Origin of the sequence: Actinokineospora cianjurensis (assembly GCF_003663795.1) — a bacterium.
GTDB lineage: Bacteria > Actinomycetota > Actinomycetes > Mycobacteriales > Pseudonocardiaceae > Actinokineospora > Actinokineospora terrae.
In genome coordinates this window covers 1,897,743-1,913,559 of record NZ_RCDD01000001.1, presented here as the reverse complement: position 1 = coordinate 1,913,559, position 15,817 = coordinate 1,897,743, and the positions used below count along the sequence as shown (strand labels likewise).

The window sequence follows — 15,817 nt, the reverse complement described above, 5'->3', positions numbered from 1 at the left end:
CGAACATCATCCGGACTTGCCGAACTCTTGGTGGATCAGGTCGAACAGCTCGTCCGCCGAGGCGTCGGCCAGGTCGTCGGCCACCGCTTGCGGCTCGGGTTCCAGCAGGGCAAGCAGGCCGCGCAGGCGGGTGGTGATCGCGCTCGCCTCGGCCCCGGTCGGCGGCAGCTCGGCGAGCGCGGCCTCCAGCTTGTCCAGCTCGGCGACCGCGGGTGACCCGGGGTCCTCGGTCAGCTCGTCGAGCAGGTACGCGGCCAGCGCCTCGGGGGTGGGGTGGTCGAACACGACCCCGGCGGGCAGCGCGAGTCCGGTCGCGGCGTCGAGCTGGTTGCGCAGTTCGACGGCGGTGAGGGAGTCGAAGCCCAGGTCGCGGAAGGCGCGCCGCGGGTCGACCAGCTCGCCTTCGCGGTGCCCGAGAGCCGATGCGGCGCGGGCGGTGACCAGGTCGAGCAGGAGCGAATCGCGTTGGCCCGCAGGGGTTTCGGCCAGCACCGCGCGCAGGTCAGGCGCGGCGGTCGTCGGCGCGGTCGCGATCAGGCGCTCGAACAGGGGGCGGCCGTTGGCGAAGCGGGACCAGTCGATGGCGGCGACGGCGACGGTGGTCAGATCCGCGTCGAGGGCGGTGGCCAGGGCCGCGATCGCCCGGGCCGGATCCAACGCGGTGACGCCGGTGCGGTGCTGCTGGTCCGACGCCGCGGCTTCGGCGCCCAGACCCGTTCCCGCCCAAGGGCCCCAGGCGATGGCCGTGGCGGGACGGCCCTGGGCGCGGCGGTGTTCGGCGAGGGCGTCGAGGTAGGCGTTGGCGGCGGCGTAGTTGGCCTGGCCCGGGTTTCCGACGACGCCCGCGAAGGAGGAGAACAGCACGAGGTGGGCGTCGGGCAGGAGTTCGTCGAGGTGGCCCGCGGCTGCCTTGCCCTGCCAGACGGTGTCGAACTGCGCGGGGGTGAGCGTGTCGATCACCCCGTCGTCGACCGTTCCGGCGGTGTGGAAGACGGCGGTGATCTCGTGACCCGCGATCGTGGTGGCGAGGGCGTCGCGGTCGGTGACATCGCAGGCGACGACGGTGACCTCGGCGCCGCGGTGGCGCAGGTCGGCGGCCAGTGCCTCGGCCGATGGCGCCTGCGGACCGCGCAGGCTGGTGAGAAGCAGGTGCGGGGCACCCCGGTCAGCCAGCCAACGGGCGACGTGGGCACCGAGCGCGCCGGTGCCGCCGGTGACGAGAACGGTCCCTGTGGGAGTCCAGGTGCGGGTTCGGTTAGGGGTGGTGCGGGTGAGTCGGCGGGCGAGAGTTGCGTTCTCGCGCAAGGCCAGTTGAGTCTCGGTGCCGACTAGTGCGGCATGGAGCTGTTGAGGGTCAACGGTTTCCGGCAGGTCTAGGAGTCCGCCCCAGCGGCGTGGGAGTTCCAGGGCGGCGACTTGACCTAAGCCCCAGATGGCCGCCTGGTGGGGATTGTGGGCTGGAGCGCCGGGGGTGGAGACAGCTCCTCGGGTCGCGCACCACAGGGGGGCGTTGACGTTCTGGAGGAGGGCGAGGGCGGTCTCAGGGGTCGGGGTGGTGGCGAAGACCGCGGTGACCGGGAGGTCGCGCATGTCTTCCAGGCTGGTGCGGGTGATGGTGTCGACGTCCGCGAAGGCCGCGGTGATGTCGTCGGTGGGGTCGACCAGGAGCCAGGTGCCCGTGGGGGTGCTGGGGTGCTGGGAGGTGGGGGTCCAGTCGACCTCGTACCACCAGGAGTCGGCTGGGTTGGTCTTGGGCCAGAAGCGCTGGTGCTGGAACGGGTAGGGCGGCAGGGCGACGGGAGCGCCTTGCGGGAGGATCTTCGTCCACTGTGGAGTGCCACCGCGGGCATAGTCGTGGCCCACCGCCGCCAGGAGGGTGGCCACCTCCCCTTGTCGTCGCCGCAATGTCGGCGCCGCAGTGTCGACGAGCGCCGACAGCACTCCGTCCGGCCCCAGTTCGAGGTATCGGGTGTCCTCGGGCAGTCGGCGGACCGCCTCGGCGAACCGGACCGTCTCCCGGACCTGCCTGACCCAGTACCCCGGCGTCGCGGGGTCGCCCGTCGCGGTGGTCACCAACGGGATGGTCGGCCCGCTGAACGAGAGCCCGCTCAACGCCCGCTCGAACTCCGCCAGCATCGGGTCCATCAGGTGCGAGTGGAAGGCGTGCGACACCACCAGCCGCTTCACCCGGCGGGATTGTTCAACAAACCTACGATCCAACAACTCAACAATCCCACGATCCCCCGATACGACAATCGAACGATCCGAGTTCACCGCGGCCAAGTCGACCCCGGCGGGGAGACCATCGGGGAACTCGGCGACCAGATCTGCCTCGGAGATCTCCACGGCCAGCATGGCGCCGCCGGGGGGCAGGGCCTGCATGAGCCGGGCTCGGGCGGCGACCAGGGTGCACGCGTCGTCCAAGGAGAGGATGCCTGCGATGTGAGCAGCGGCCACCTCACCGATCGAATGACCGACCAGGTAGTCGGGACGCACACCCCAGGACTCCAGGAGCCGGAAGAGGGCCACCTGGAGCGCGAAGATCGCGGGCTGGGCGTTCCCGGTCTCGTCGATAGCGGAGTCGTCGAAGGGGACCCGGAGACGGACCGCGTCGAAAGCGTCGGCGAAGACGGGATAGGCGGCGTAGAGCTCCTGTCCCATGCCCGCGTGCTGCGACCCCTGCCCGGTGAACAGGAACGCCGAGTGAGCCCGGTGCTCGACCGACGACACCCGGGTCAGACGCTCCCCAAGATCACCGTCCACCACCACGACCGCGCGGTGGGGAAGACGCGGGTCGGTGGCGGCCAGCGCGCGGGCCATCCCGGTGGCCGGGAAGTCGAGATGGGCGAGGCTGGTCGCGCGGGCGTGAAGGGCTTCGGCAGTGTGGGCGGAGAGGACCCAGGCGGTGGGGAGTTGCGGCTCAGGAGCGGGCGGCGGCGGGGCAACGTGTTCGAGGATGACGTGGGCGTTGGTGCCGCCGATGCCGAAGGCGGAGACGGCGGCACGGCGCGGGCCCGGCTGCCACGGCTGGTCCTCGGTGAGCAGGCGCATCGGGCCGGACCAGTCGATGTGCGGGGAGGGTGCGTCGGCGTGCAGGGTGCGAGGCAGGGTGCCGTGCCGCATGGCCTGGACCATCTTGATGACCCCGGCGACGCCCGCCGCGGCCTGGGTGTGGCCGATGTTGGACTTGATGGACCCGAGCCAGAGCGGCCGCGGGCGGTCTTGGCCGTAGGTCGCCAGAAGCGCCTGGGCCTCGATCGGGTCGCCGAGGGCGGTGCCGGTGCCGTGCGCCTCCACAGCGTCCACATCGGATGGTCGCAACCCGGCGTCGGCGAGCGCCGCCCGGATGACACGTTGCTGCGACGGCCCGTTGGGCGCGGTAAGCCCGTTCGACGCGCCGTCCTGGTTGACGGCCGTGCCACGGACCACCGCCAGGACGGGCCGGTTCGCCGCGATGGCGTCCGAGTGCCGCATCAGCAGGAGAACGCCAACCCCCTCACCCCAACCGGTTCCGTCCGCCCCCGCGGCGAAAGCCTTGCACCGGCCGTCCGACGCGAGTCCGTCCTGGTGTCCGAACTCCACGAACGCGGTGGGCGTCGACATGATCGTCACACCGCTGGCCAACGCCATGTCACATTCGCCGCCGCGCAGCGCACGCACGGCCAAGTGCAGTGCCACCAACGACGACGAGCACGCGGTGTCCACGGTGAGCGCCGGGCCTTCGAGCCCGAACGCGTACGCCACCCGACCCGACAACACCGCCGCCGCACTGCCGATCGCGAGGTGTCCCTCAAGTCCTTCACCCGCTGCTGCGACAAGCGGTGCGTAGTCCTGCCCGTTGGTCCCGGCGAACACCCCGACGCTGGAGCCTTTGAGCCCAGCCGGGTCGAGCCCAGCCGCCTGGAACGCTTCCCAGGTGGCCTCCAGCAACACCCGCTGCTGCGGGTCCATCGCCAACGCCTCGCGCGGCGAGATCCCGAACAGCGCCGCGTCGAACCCGGCCACGTCGTCGAGGAATCCGCCGACCCGGGCGAACTCCGGCGCTCCGGTCAGGTCCCATCCCCGGTCACCGGGGAATCCGCCGACGGCGTCCGCACCGTCGCTGACCAAGCGCCACAGGTCATCCGGCCCCGTCACCCCGCCCGGGAACCGGCAGGCAATGCCCACGATCACCACGGCGTCGTCCGCCACCGCGTGGGGGACTGGCAATTCGGCCTGTGGGCGAGCAGGGAGTTCATGGCCGAGCACGGTCTGCAGGTGGGCGGCGACGGCGGCCGGGGTGGGGTGGTCGAAGACCAGGCTGGCGGGCAGTGGGGTGTTGGTGGCCGTGGCGAGGGCGTTGCGGAGTTCCAGTGCTGTGAGCGAGTCGAAGCCCAGGTCGCGGAACGCGCGATCCGCGGGGACGGGGTTGGGGCGGCCGAGGATGGCGGTGGCGTGGGTGCGGACGAGGGTCTCAAGGTGGCGGGCCAGGTCTGCCGGTGGGAGTTCCGGGAGGGCCGCGGCCTCGACGAAGCCGGAAAGGAGGCGGTCGGGACGAGCGGGGAATCGTGCCCAGGTGACGTCGGCGACGACGGTGTGCGGCTCGTCGCCGTCGAGCGACTGGGCCAGGGCGGCCAGGGCAGCGTTGGGAGGCATGGGGTTCAGGCCCGCGCGACGGAGTCGGTCGGCGACTGGGCCCGCGGCCATGCCCGCGTCAGCCCAGGGGCCCCAGGCGATCGCGGTGGCGGGACGGCCCTGGGCTCGACGGCGGGCAACGAGGGCGTCGAGGGCTGCGTTGGCGGCGGCGTAGTTGGCTTGGCCCGCGTTGCCGATGGCGCCCGCGAGGGAGGAGAACACGACGAACGCGTCGACGTCACCAGCGAGTTCGTCGAGGTGGGCCGCCGAGTCCACTTTGGATCGCATGAGGGCGGTGAAGCGGTCCGGCGTGAGGGACTCGATGACGCCGTCGTCGACCGTGCCCGCGGTGTGGAAGACGGCGGTGACCGGGTGCTCGGCGAGCAGGGCGGCCACGGCGTCGCGGTCGCCGGTGTCGCACGAGACAACTGTGGCTCGGGCACCCAGATCAGCCAGTTCGGCCACGAGATCGGCGACACCGGGAGCATCAGGACCGCGGCGGCTGGCGAGGATGAGCGACGTGGCACCGCGACCGGCCAACCAGCGGGCAACGTGGGCGCCGATGGCCCCGCTGCCTCCGGTGATCAGGACAGGTCCGCTCGGCCGCCACCCTGGACGAGGAGCACTATGCGGGGCGCGTTCGAGCCGCCGGGCCAGCGCTCCGTTCTGACGAAGCGAGACCTGGTTCTCCTGTCCGTTGAGGACAGTGGCGAGACGACCCGCGGAGCGCGCGGTGAGAGGTTCCGCGATGTCGACGAGCCCGCCCCAGCGCTCGGGGTGTTCCAGGGCCGCGACCTGCCCGAAGCCCCAGATGGCGGCCTGGCCCGGGTCGCTCTCGGCGCCACGGGTAACGCACCACACGGGGACCGTGGCCGTCTGCACGAGGCGGAGGGCGTCGTCCAGGTCGCCCGTCGAGATGATGCCGGTGGCCTCCGTCAACTCGGTGACGATGGTGGCGCCCGACGCGCGCAAGGCGTTGGCGACGTCGGCCGGATCAGGTCCGACCACAGCCCAGGCGCCTGCGAGCTGCTCCGCCCGGAGGTCCAGCGGGTGCCAGGTGATGCGGTAGCGCCAGTCTTCCACTGTGGACACCAGAGCCTGGGAACGCCGCCAAGAGGCCAGGGCTGGGAGAACGCGGGCGAGGCTCTCTCGGTCGTCCACCTGCAAGGTGGCGGCGAGGGACTCGATGTCCTCATGCTCGATGGCCGCCCAGAACCGGCCGTCGACCGGCGCCACCGCGGTGTGGGAGATCCAGAACGACTCGCGCTGGAACGGGTAGGTCGGCAGGTCGATCCGCTGACCACCCCAGTGCTCGACCACCGCCCGCCAGTCGACCGCGCGTCCGTTGACGTGCGCGACGGCCAGCGCCTTGAGCACCGACGTCCGCTCGTCCACCCCGGCGCGCACCGTCGGCGTCCCCGCGTCGACCAGCCCGGACAGCACGGCATCCGGCCCCAACTCCAGGAACCGGGTCCCGTCCTCGACCCGCGCCACCGCGTCGGCGAACCGGACCGTCTCCCGCACCTGCCGCACCCAGTACTCGGGCGTGCTCGGGTCACCGGCCGAACTGGTCGACATCGGGACAGTCGGACTGCTGAACGACAGCCCGGCCACGACCTGCCGGAACTCCCCCAGCATGGGGTCCATCAGGTGCGAGTGGAAGGCGTGCGACACCACCAGCCGCTTCACCCGACGAGATTGTTCAACAAACCTACGATCCAACAACTCAACAATCCCACGATCCCCCGATACGACAATCGAACGATCCGAGTTCACCGCGGCCAAGTCGACCCCGGCGGGGAGGCCATCGGGGAACTCGGCGACCAGGTCAGCCTCGGAGATCTCGACGGCCAGCATGGCGCCGCCGGTCGGAAGCGCCTGCATCAGGCGGGCACGGGCTGCGACCAGGGTGCACGCGTCGTCCAAGGAGAGGATGCCCGCGACATGGGCGGCGGCCAGCTCGCCGATGGAGTGGCCGATCAGCACGTCAGGGCGGACACCCCAGGACTCCAGCAGGCGGAACAGCGCCACCTGGAGGGCGAAGATCGCGGGCTGCGCGTGACCGGTCTCGTCAATCGCGGCGTCGTCGAAGGGGACCCGGGCCCGGATCTCGTCGAAGGTGCTCGCGAACACCGGGAAGGCCCGGAGCTGCTCGCCCATGCCCGCCCGCTGCGAGCCCTGTCCGGTGAACAGGAAGGCGAGCCGGTGCGAGCTCGCCGCACCGCGGATCACCGAGCCCGACACCAGGTCAGCCGCAAGATCGGCCAAACCAGCCCGCTCGAACACGACCGCCCGGTGCGGCAGCAGGGGACGCGCCGCCAGCGACACCGCGAGGTCCGCCGAGCCTGCTTCCACTTCCAGCAACCGCGCGGCCTGGGCCACTAGCCCCGCGTGCGACGACGCCGACAGCAGCAACGGCGCGTCGACAGCCGGATCGAGGAGCGGGCTCGTGTCGCCAGGGGTTGGGGGTGCCTGTTCGAGGATGGCGTGGGCGTTGGTGCCGCTGATGCCGAACGACGACACCCCGGCTCGACGCGGTCGGGTGACCTCGGGCCACGGGCGCGCCTCGGTGAGCAGCGAGACCGCCCCGGAGGTCCAGGTGATGTGGGGCGACGGGGTGTCCACGTGCAGGGTGGGCGGCAGGGTGTCGTGGCGCATCGACTGGACCATCTTGATGATGCCGCCGACGCCGGCCGCGGCCTGGGTGTGGCCGACGTTGGACTTGAAGGAGCCCAGCCAGAGCGGTTCGTCGCGGTCCTGGCCGTAGGTGGCGAGGAGCGCGGACGCCTCGATCGGGTCACCCAGCGCGGTTCCGGTTCCGTGCGCTTCCACGGCATCCACATCGGACACCGCGAGTCCCGCGTCAGCCAACGCCTGTCGGATGACCCGTTCCTGCGCCAACCCGTTGGGGGCGGTCAAGCCGTTGGACGCGCCATCCGAGTTCACCGCGGTCCCACGGACGACAGCCAGCACCGTGTGGCCATTGCGTTGCGCGTCCGACAAGCGCTCGACCAGGAGCAGTCCGGCACCCTCGGCCCAGCTCGTCCCGTCTGCGCCTGCCGCGAAGGACTTGCACCGGCCGTCGGACGCGAGCCCGCGCTGGCGGCTGAAGTCGACGAACACCGTCGGCGTCGACATGACCGTCACACCGCCGACCAACGCCATGTCGCACTCGCCCGACCGCAACGCCTTCGCGGCCCAGTGCAGCGCCACCAACGACGACGAACACGCCGTGTCGACCGTGACCGCGGGCCCCTCGAAGCCATAGGTGTAGGCCAACCGACCGGACACCACGCTGCCCGCACCACCGGTGGCGATGTATCCCTCCACATCGGACGGAACGCTGCCCGAGGCGTAGTCGTGGTACATCACACCCGCGAACACACCGGTTCGACTGCCGCGCAGGGAGGTCGGGTCGATGCCCGCGCGTTCGAAGGTCTCCCAGGAGAGTTCCAGCATGATCCGCTGCTGCGGGTCCATCGCCAGCGCCTCGCGGGCGGAGATGCCGAAGAACTCGGGGTCGAACAGGTGGGCGTCGTGCAGGAAGCCGCCGTGCCGGGTGTAGGTGGTGCCGGGGTTGTCCGGGTCGGGGTGGTAGAGCCCGGCGAGGTCCCAACCCCGTGCGGTGGGGAACTCGCTGATACCGTCACGGCCCTCGACCACCATCTGCCACAGTGACTCTGGGCTGTCCACGCCGCCCGGGTAGCGGCAGGCCATGGCGACGATCGCGATCGGGTCGTCGACCGCCGCTGTGACGACCACAGTGGACTTGGCAGGGCCGTCCGCGAGTTCCGCCTCGACGAACTGGGCGAGGGCCGCCGGGGTGGGGTGGGAGAACACGATGGTGGCGGACAGCGCCAGGCCGGTCGCGGCGGCGATACGGTTGCGCAGTTCGACCCCGGTGAGCGAGTCGAAGCCCAGGTCCTTGAACGTCCGAGTCGGGTCGACGCGATCGGTCGACGAGTGGCCCAGCACGGTCGCGATGCTCTGGAGGACAAGGGAATCAACATCGGCAGGCGCCACCGCGGCGGCAGGCTGCGTCTTGAGCGGGGTCGCGACGGCGACGACGTGGGCGCGGTCCGGGGCCTGGTCCAGCAGGGTCATGCCCTGCGCGGCGGTGAGCGTGCCACCGAGGTGGCCGAAGCGGGACCGGTCGACGGTGGCACCCATGCCGTCCGCCCAGTGGCCCCACGCCACGGCGCGCGCGGGCAGACCGGAGGCGCGGCGATGGGCCGCGAGTCCATCGAGGAAGGCGTTCGCGGCAGCGTAGGCGGCTTGCCCCGCGGTACCGAAGGTGCCCGCGACGGAGGAGAAGAGGACGAACTCGCTGAGGCCGTCGCTCAACTCGTGCAGGTTGCTCGCACCATCCACTTTGGATCGGATCGCGGCGTCGACGCGGTCGGCGTCCAAGGCGTGGACGGGGGCGTCGTCGAGGGTCCCGGCGGCGTGGATGATCGCGGCGACCGGGTGGGTGGCGAGCAGGTCGGCGACGGCTGCTCGATCGGTGACGTCGCAGTCGACGATCGTGGCGCCCAGCTCGGCCAGTTCCGGTGCCGCCGCACTGGATGTGGCGTGGCGGCTCACCAGGACCACCTGCACGCCGAGCCGGATGAGGTGGCGGGCGACGTGGGCGCCAAGTCCGCCGGTGCCACCCGTGACGAGGACTCTGTCGCCCCAGTCGGCTTGCCCATCGACGGGAACCCGGACTGGTTGGGGGATGAACGTGCTGCCTGCCCGCACCGCGACCTGCGACTCACCCGCCGGGAGGGTCGACGGGAGCTCGCCGTCGACGAGGACGAACCTGCCGGGGTGCTCGGTCTGGGCCGAACGCACCAGGCCCCACACGGCGGCGGCGGCCGGGTCCACCGATTCGTCCTGAGTGGACACCGCGCCTGCGGTGTTGACGACCAACTCGCCGGAGCCACTGGTCAGCCAGTCCTGGACCACACCGAGCGCAAGCCGCACAGCCGCGTGCGCCCGGTCGACCAGTGAGCCATCGGGGATCTCGATGACGGCGGTCTCACCGACCGGCGCTGTCGCCCGTGCTTGCTGCCAGTCCAGGACATAGGCGACGCCGGTATCCCGCAGTCGCGCGGGGCGGAACGCCAGGGAGTCGACGGTCAGCACCGGATTCCCGGCGGGGTCGACGGCGTGGAGTTCGTACTCGTCCTCGCCGCGCCGGGTGATCCTGGCGTGCAGCGTGGTGGCGACCGAGTGCCGGGTGACCCCGGACCACGCGAACGGCAGCAGCGGCGCGCCATCGCGGGCGAGCGCGGGACCGAGAGCGTGCAAGACCGAGTCGAACACGGTGGCCTGCGGCCCATCCAGCTCGACCCGCGCGTGCACGGTGTCCCCATCCCGCCACGCGGCACGGAGTCCCCGGAAAGCCGGGCCGTACTCGAACCCCAGCTCAGCCAAGGTGTCGTAGGCGGGTTCCACAGCGTGGCCCGCGGGGAGATCGACCGCACTCCAGGTGGACCTGGCGGCGGTGAGGGTGCCGGTGGCGTGGGAGGTCCAGGTGTCGGCGGTGTGGCTGTCGATGGTGATGGTGGGGCCGGTGACCGTGACGCGGAGGCGGACCGACTCTGTGGCGGGGACTACGAGGGGGGCGAGCAGGGTCAGGTCGGCAAGAACGGGCTTGCCGACCTGGGCGCCTGCGTGGAGGGCCAGGTCGACGAACGCGGTGCCGGGGAGCACCGGGGTGCCGCGGACGGCGTGGTCGGCAAGCCAGGGATGCGTGGCGAGGGAGAGACTGCCGGTGAGGACGAGGCCGTCGTCGAGGGTGACGGCGGCGCCGAGAAGGGGGTGGTCGGTGGGGGTGAGACCGGCGGCGGCCAGGCCCGAGGTGGTGGGGGTCGGCCAGAAGCGCTCGTGCTGGAAGGGGTAGGTCGGCAGGTCGACCAGGGTCCTGGGGCCCGCGTGGACGGCTTGCCAGTTCACCTCGACGCCGCGGACCCACAGCTCACCGAGGGCGTCAGCGATGACCTCGGTCGACGGTCGAGTACCCCTTGCCACCGGGATCCCGTCCGCGACCAGCGCCGACAGGACCGCGTCCGGCCCCAACTCGACGAACACCGACCCGTCCAGCCCGGCGACGGCGTCAGCGAAGCGGACCGGCTCCCGAACCTGCCGCACCCAGTACTCCGGCGTGCTCGGGTCGCCCGGCGCGGTGCTGACCAGTGCGATCGTCGGACTGGCGAACGACAGCCCGGCCACGGCGCGGCGGAAGTCCGCGAGCATCGGCTCCATGTGGTGGCTGTGGAAGGCGTGCGACACCGCGAGCCGCTTCACCCGCCGGGACTGTTCACCAAACCTACGATCCAACAGTTCAACAATCCTACGATCCCCCGATACGACAATCGAACGATCCGAGTTCACCGCGGCCAGATCGACCCCGGCGGGCAGGCCCTCGGGGAACTCCAGGGCCAACTCCGCCTCGGAGATCTCGACGGCCAGCATCGCGCCGCCGGGTGGCAGGGCCTGCATGAGGCGGGATCGGGCGGCGACCAGGGCGCAGGCGTCCGGGAGGGAGAGGATGCCCGCGACGTGGGCGGCGGCGATCTCGCCGATGGAGTGGCCGACCAGGGCGTCGGGGTGGACGCCCCAGGACTGGAGCAGGCGGAAGGCCGCGACCTCGAAGGCGAACAGGGCGGCCTGGGCGTTCACCGTCTGGTCGATGGCGTCGTCGTCGACCGGCAGCCGGTCCCGGATCTCGTCGAACGCCGCACGGAACGCCGGGAAGACCCGCAGGTCCTGCCCCATCCCCGCGTGCTGCGCCCCCTGCCCGGTGAACAGGAACGCGACCTTCCTCGCCGCCGCGCGCCCCGTGCTGACCAGGGCCGAGTCTCGTCCGCCCGCGAGATCCGCCAACCCCGCACGAACCGCGTCGATGTCGCCGCCGCGTACCGCCGCCCGGTAGTCCAAAGCGAACCGAGTAGTCGCCAAAGCCTTGCCCAGCAATCCGATCTCGACGCCCACGCCGAGCACCCGCGCCGCCTGAGCCCGCAAAGCCTCGTCCGACCGAGCCGACAGCACCACTGGGAAGGCAGGTCCGGACACCGCGGCCTGCTCGACCGCCACCGGGGGTTCCTCGATGATGGCGTGGGCGTTGGTGCCGCTGATGCCGAACGACGACACGGCACCGCGACGAGGGCTGTCGGTACGCGGCCAGGGCTGGGACTCGGTGAGGAGTTCGACGGAACCGGTGGTCCAGTCGACGTGGGGGGTGGCGGTGGTGGCGTGCAGTGTGGGCGGGAGAACGTCGCGGTTGAGCGATTCGACGAGCTTGATGAGCCCCGCCAGACCGGCGGCGGCCTGGGTGTGGCCGATGTTCGACTTCACCGAACCGAGCCACAACGGAGTGGTCCGGGATTGCCCGTAGGTGGCCAGAAGGGCGTTGGCCTCGATGGGGTCGCCGAGGGTGGTGCCGGTACCGTGCGCCTCCACAACGTCCACATCGGACGGAGTCAATCCTGCGGCGGCCAGTGCGTCCTGGATGACCCGTTGCTGGGCAGGTCCGTTGGGCGCGGTCAAGCCGTTGGACGCGCCGTCGGAGTTGATCGCGGTCCCCCGGACGACGGCCAGCACCCGGTCACCATCGCGCAAGGCGTCCGAGAGGCGGCGGACCGCGACGACCGCGACGCCTTCCGCCCAACCGGTGCCATCCGCTCCCGCCCCGAATGCCTTGCAGCGGCCATCAGCCGACAGCCCGCCCTGGCGGGTGAACTCCGCGAAGATGCCCGGGGTGGACATCACCGTCACGCCACCGGCGAACGCGAGATCACACTCACCGGATCGCAACGACCGCGCGGCCAGGTGTAGCGCGACGAGCCCTCCGGAGCACGCCGTGTCCAGGGTGATGGCCGGTCCCTCGAACCCGAACGTGTAGGCGATCCGTCCGGATGCGACACTCGCGGTGTTGCCGGTCAGCAGGTAACCCGCGGTGTCGTCGCCCGCCTCGTGCATGCGCGGCCCGTACTCCTGCGCCATCGCACCGACGAACACCCCGGTTCGACTGCCGCGCAACGAGGCCGGGTCCACGCCGAGGCGCTCGATCGCCTCCCAGGTGATCTCCAGCAAGTGCCGCTGCTGCGGGTCCATGGCCAGCGCCTCGCGCGGTGACACCCCGAACAGCGCGGCGTCGAACCCGGCGATGTCCGCGAGGAACCCACCGCGCTCAGGCAGGCCGTCCAGGTCCCAGCCGCGGTCGGTCGGCGGCGGGCTCAACGCCTCCCGCCCCTCCGAGACCAACTGCCACAGGGCTTCCGGCGAGTCGATGCCCCCGGGGAGCCTGCACGCCATCGACACGATCGCGATCGGCTCGTCCGAGGCGACGGCGACCCGGCGCCGCACGACCGGGGTCGACGCCCCGCGCAGGTACTCCGCGACCGCCTGGGGCGTCGGGTGGTCGAACAACAGTGTGGTCGGCAACCGGACCCCGGTGGCCGCCGAGAGCCGGTCCCGCAGTTCGACCGCTGTCAGCGACTCGAATCCCAGGTCCTTGAACGTCAGTGCCGGGTCGACGGCGCCGCCGAACCCGCCGACCACGGCGGTGTGCGCGAGAACCAGGTCGAGCACGTCCCGAGGCGATTCGCCCGGCACGGCCTGCGTGACCTCGGCGTTGCCCGGCCGCCAGTGCCGCTCCCGCTGGAACGCGTAGGTCGGCAGGTCGATCACCGACCCGGCGGGGATCACGATGTCCACCCCGTGCGCCAGCAGCTCGGCGGCGTTGCCCAGCAGTCGTTCCCGCCCGCCGTCGTCCCTGCGCAACGACCCGACCACCACCGCGTCCACTTCGGACACCGTGTCCCGGACGGCGGCAGCGAGCACCGGGTGCGGCGTGGACTCCACGAAGAACCGGAACCCGGACTCGACGAGCGTCCGGGTGGCGGCGGCGAACTCGACGGTGCCGCGCAGGTTGCGGTACCAGTAGTCCGCGTCGAGATCCGAGGTCCACTCCCCTGTCACTGTCGACAGGAACGGCACGTTCCCAGCGCTCGGAGCGACATCCGCCAGCGTCGCCAGTATCTCGTCGCGAATGGACTCGACATAGATCGAGTGGGACGCGTAGTCGACCGGAATCCGTTTGGTGTCAACGCCAACCGCCGCCGCGAAACCGTCCAGTGAAGGAGGATCACCGGCGACCACGACAGCCGAGGGCCCGTTCACCGCGGCGACCGACAGCGACGGCCAGTCCGCCAGCCACGCGCGCACATCCGCGTCCGGCGCGGCCACCGACAGCATCCCGCCCTGACCGGCCAACGCCGTGATCGCCCGCGCCCGCAGCGCCACCACCTTCGCCGCGTCGTCCAGGGACAGCACCCCGGCGACGTGCGCGGCGGCGATCTCCCCCTGCGAGTGCCCCACGACCGCGTCCGGCACGACCCCGAGCGACCGCCACACCTCGACCAGCGACACCATGACCGCGAACAGCGCCGGTTGCACGACGTCGACCCGGTCGAACTCCCCCGACCGCAGCACGTCCGGCAGCGACCAGTCGACGTGCGGGTCGAGCGCCCGCGCGCAGTCGGCGATCTTCGCGGCGAAGACCGGGTCCGAGTCGAGCAGGTCGACGGCCATCCCCGCCCACTGCGAGCCCTGCCCGGAGAACAGGAACGCGACCTTGCCCTCGACCACCCTGCCCTCGGCGACCCCCGCGGCGGGAAGACCTGCGGAAACAGCGGACAACGCGGCCTTGAGCCCGTCGAGGTCGGCAGCGACGACAGCGGCGCGGTGGTCGAACGCGGTCCGGGTCGTCACCAATGAATGGGCGATGTCGTGGACCGACGCGTCGACCGAAGCCAGCCGTCGAGCCTGTTCCCGCAGTGCGGCCTTTGTCTTACCGCTGACCAAAGCGAGGGAAAGCCCGCCGCCCGCGGATTCCGCAGACTTCTCCGCCCCCGGGCCGAGCACGATGTGGCAGTTCGTCCCGCCCATGCCGAACGCGCTGACCCCGACGATTCCCGGACCACTCAACGGCGCCAATTCGGTCTGCACCCGCAGATTCAGCTCGTCGAGCGGAATACGCGGATTCGGCGACTCGAAATTGAGGCTCGGCGGGACGAGCCCGTGTTCCACGACCAACGCGGCCTTGATCAGACCCGCGATCCCGGCCGCGCCCTCCAGGTGCCCGAGGTTCGTCTTCGCCGAACCCACAGGCAGCACAGCGGACCGGTGCTGTCCCAGCGCGGCCCCCAGGGCCGCGGCCTCGATCGGATCCCCCATCGGCGTGCCGGTGCCGTGCAGTTCGACGTAACCGACGTCGTTGGGGTCAACGCCGAGGTGAGCGGTCCGCAGTACGTCTTCCTGGGCATAGCGGCTAGGAGCGGTCAGGCTGGCGCCGCCACCGTCGTTGTTGACGGCGCTCCCCAAGATCACCGCGTGGACCCTGTCGCCGTCAGCCAGTGCTGTCCGCAGAGGCTTCAGGACGACCAGCCCGCCGCCCTCACCCCGGGCAAAGCCGTTAGCCCGAGCGTCGAAGGTGAAGCAACGACCATCCGGGGAGAGTCCACCGAACTTGAGCGCGCTCACCGTGCTCTCTTCGGCCAGGTTAAGACTCACTCCACCGGCGATGGCCAGGTCGGACTCACCGCTGCGCAGGCTCTCACACGCCAGGTGCACAGACACCAGAGACGACGACTGACCAGCGTCAACGGCCAAACTAGGCCCACGCAGCCCGAACAGGTAAGAGACGCGGTTGGCGATGATGCTGCGGTGAGTCCCGGTCAGCGTGTTCCGGTCGACAGCGCCCTCTTGGCGCAACAGGGTCGTGTAGTCGTCCCAGATCGCACCCACGAACACACCGGTACGGCTACCGCGCAAGTCTTGGGGCAACAGGCGCGCGTCCTCTAGCGCCTCCCAGGCCAACTCCAAGGCGAGCCGCTGCTGCGGGTCCATCCCGGCGGCCTCACGCGGGGAGATCCCGAAGAACGCCGCGTCGAACCGGTCGACGTGGTCGAGGAACCCACCCCGGGGCACCTCGGGCAATCGCCACCGGTCGGCGGGCACCGGCGAAGTCGCGTCGACCCCGTCCCGCAACAACTCCCAATAGGCCCCCGGGTCGACGGCACCGGGGAAACGGCAGGAGAACCCGACCACCGCGATGGCCTCGGCGCGCACTGGCGACATGACTGCCTCAACCCACTCGATACCGCGGATTCCCGCGCGGAAACCCACCGGAGCCGGGACGGAAACCCTCCATTTC

The 15,817-nt window shown here is 71.2% G+C and carries 1 protein-coding gene; it reads right to left on the bottom strand.

Translation table 11 applies throughout. From position 1 onward, the window contains the following. Window positions 1–6: 6 nt before the first annotated feature. Complete coding sequence (locus CLV68_RS34980) at window positions 7–15,741, bottom strand: type I polyketide synthase (protein WP_246009730.1); 15,735 nt, start codon at window positions 15,739–15,741, stop codon at window positions 7–9. Between the last annotated feature and the right edge of the window lie 76 nt (window positions 15,742–15,817).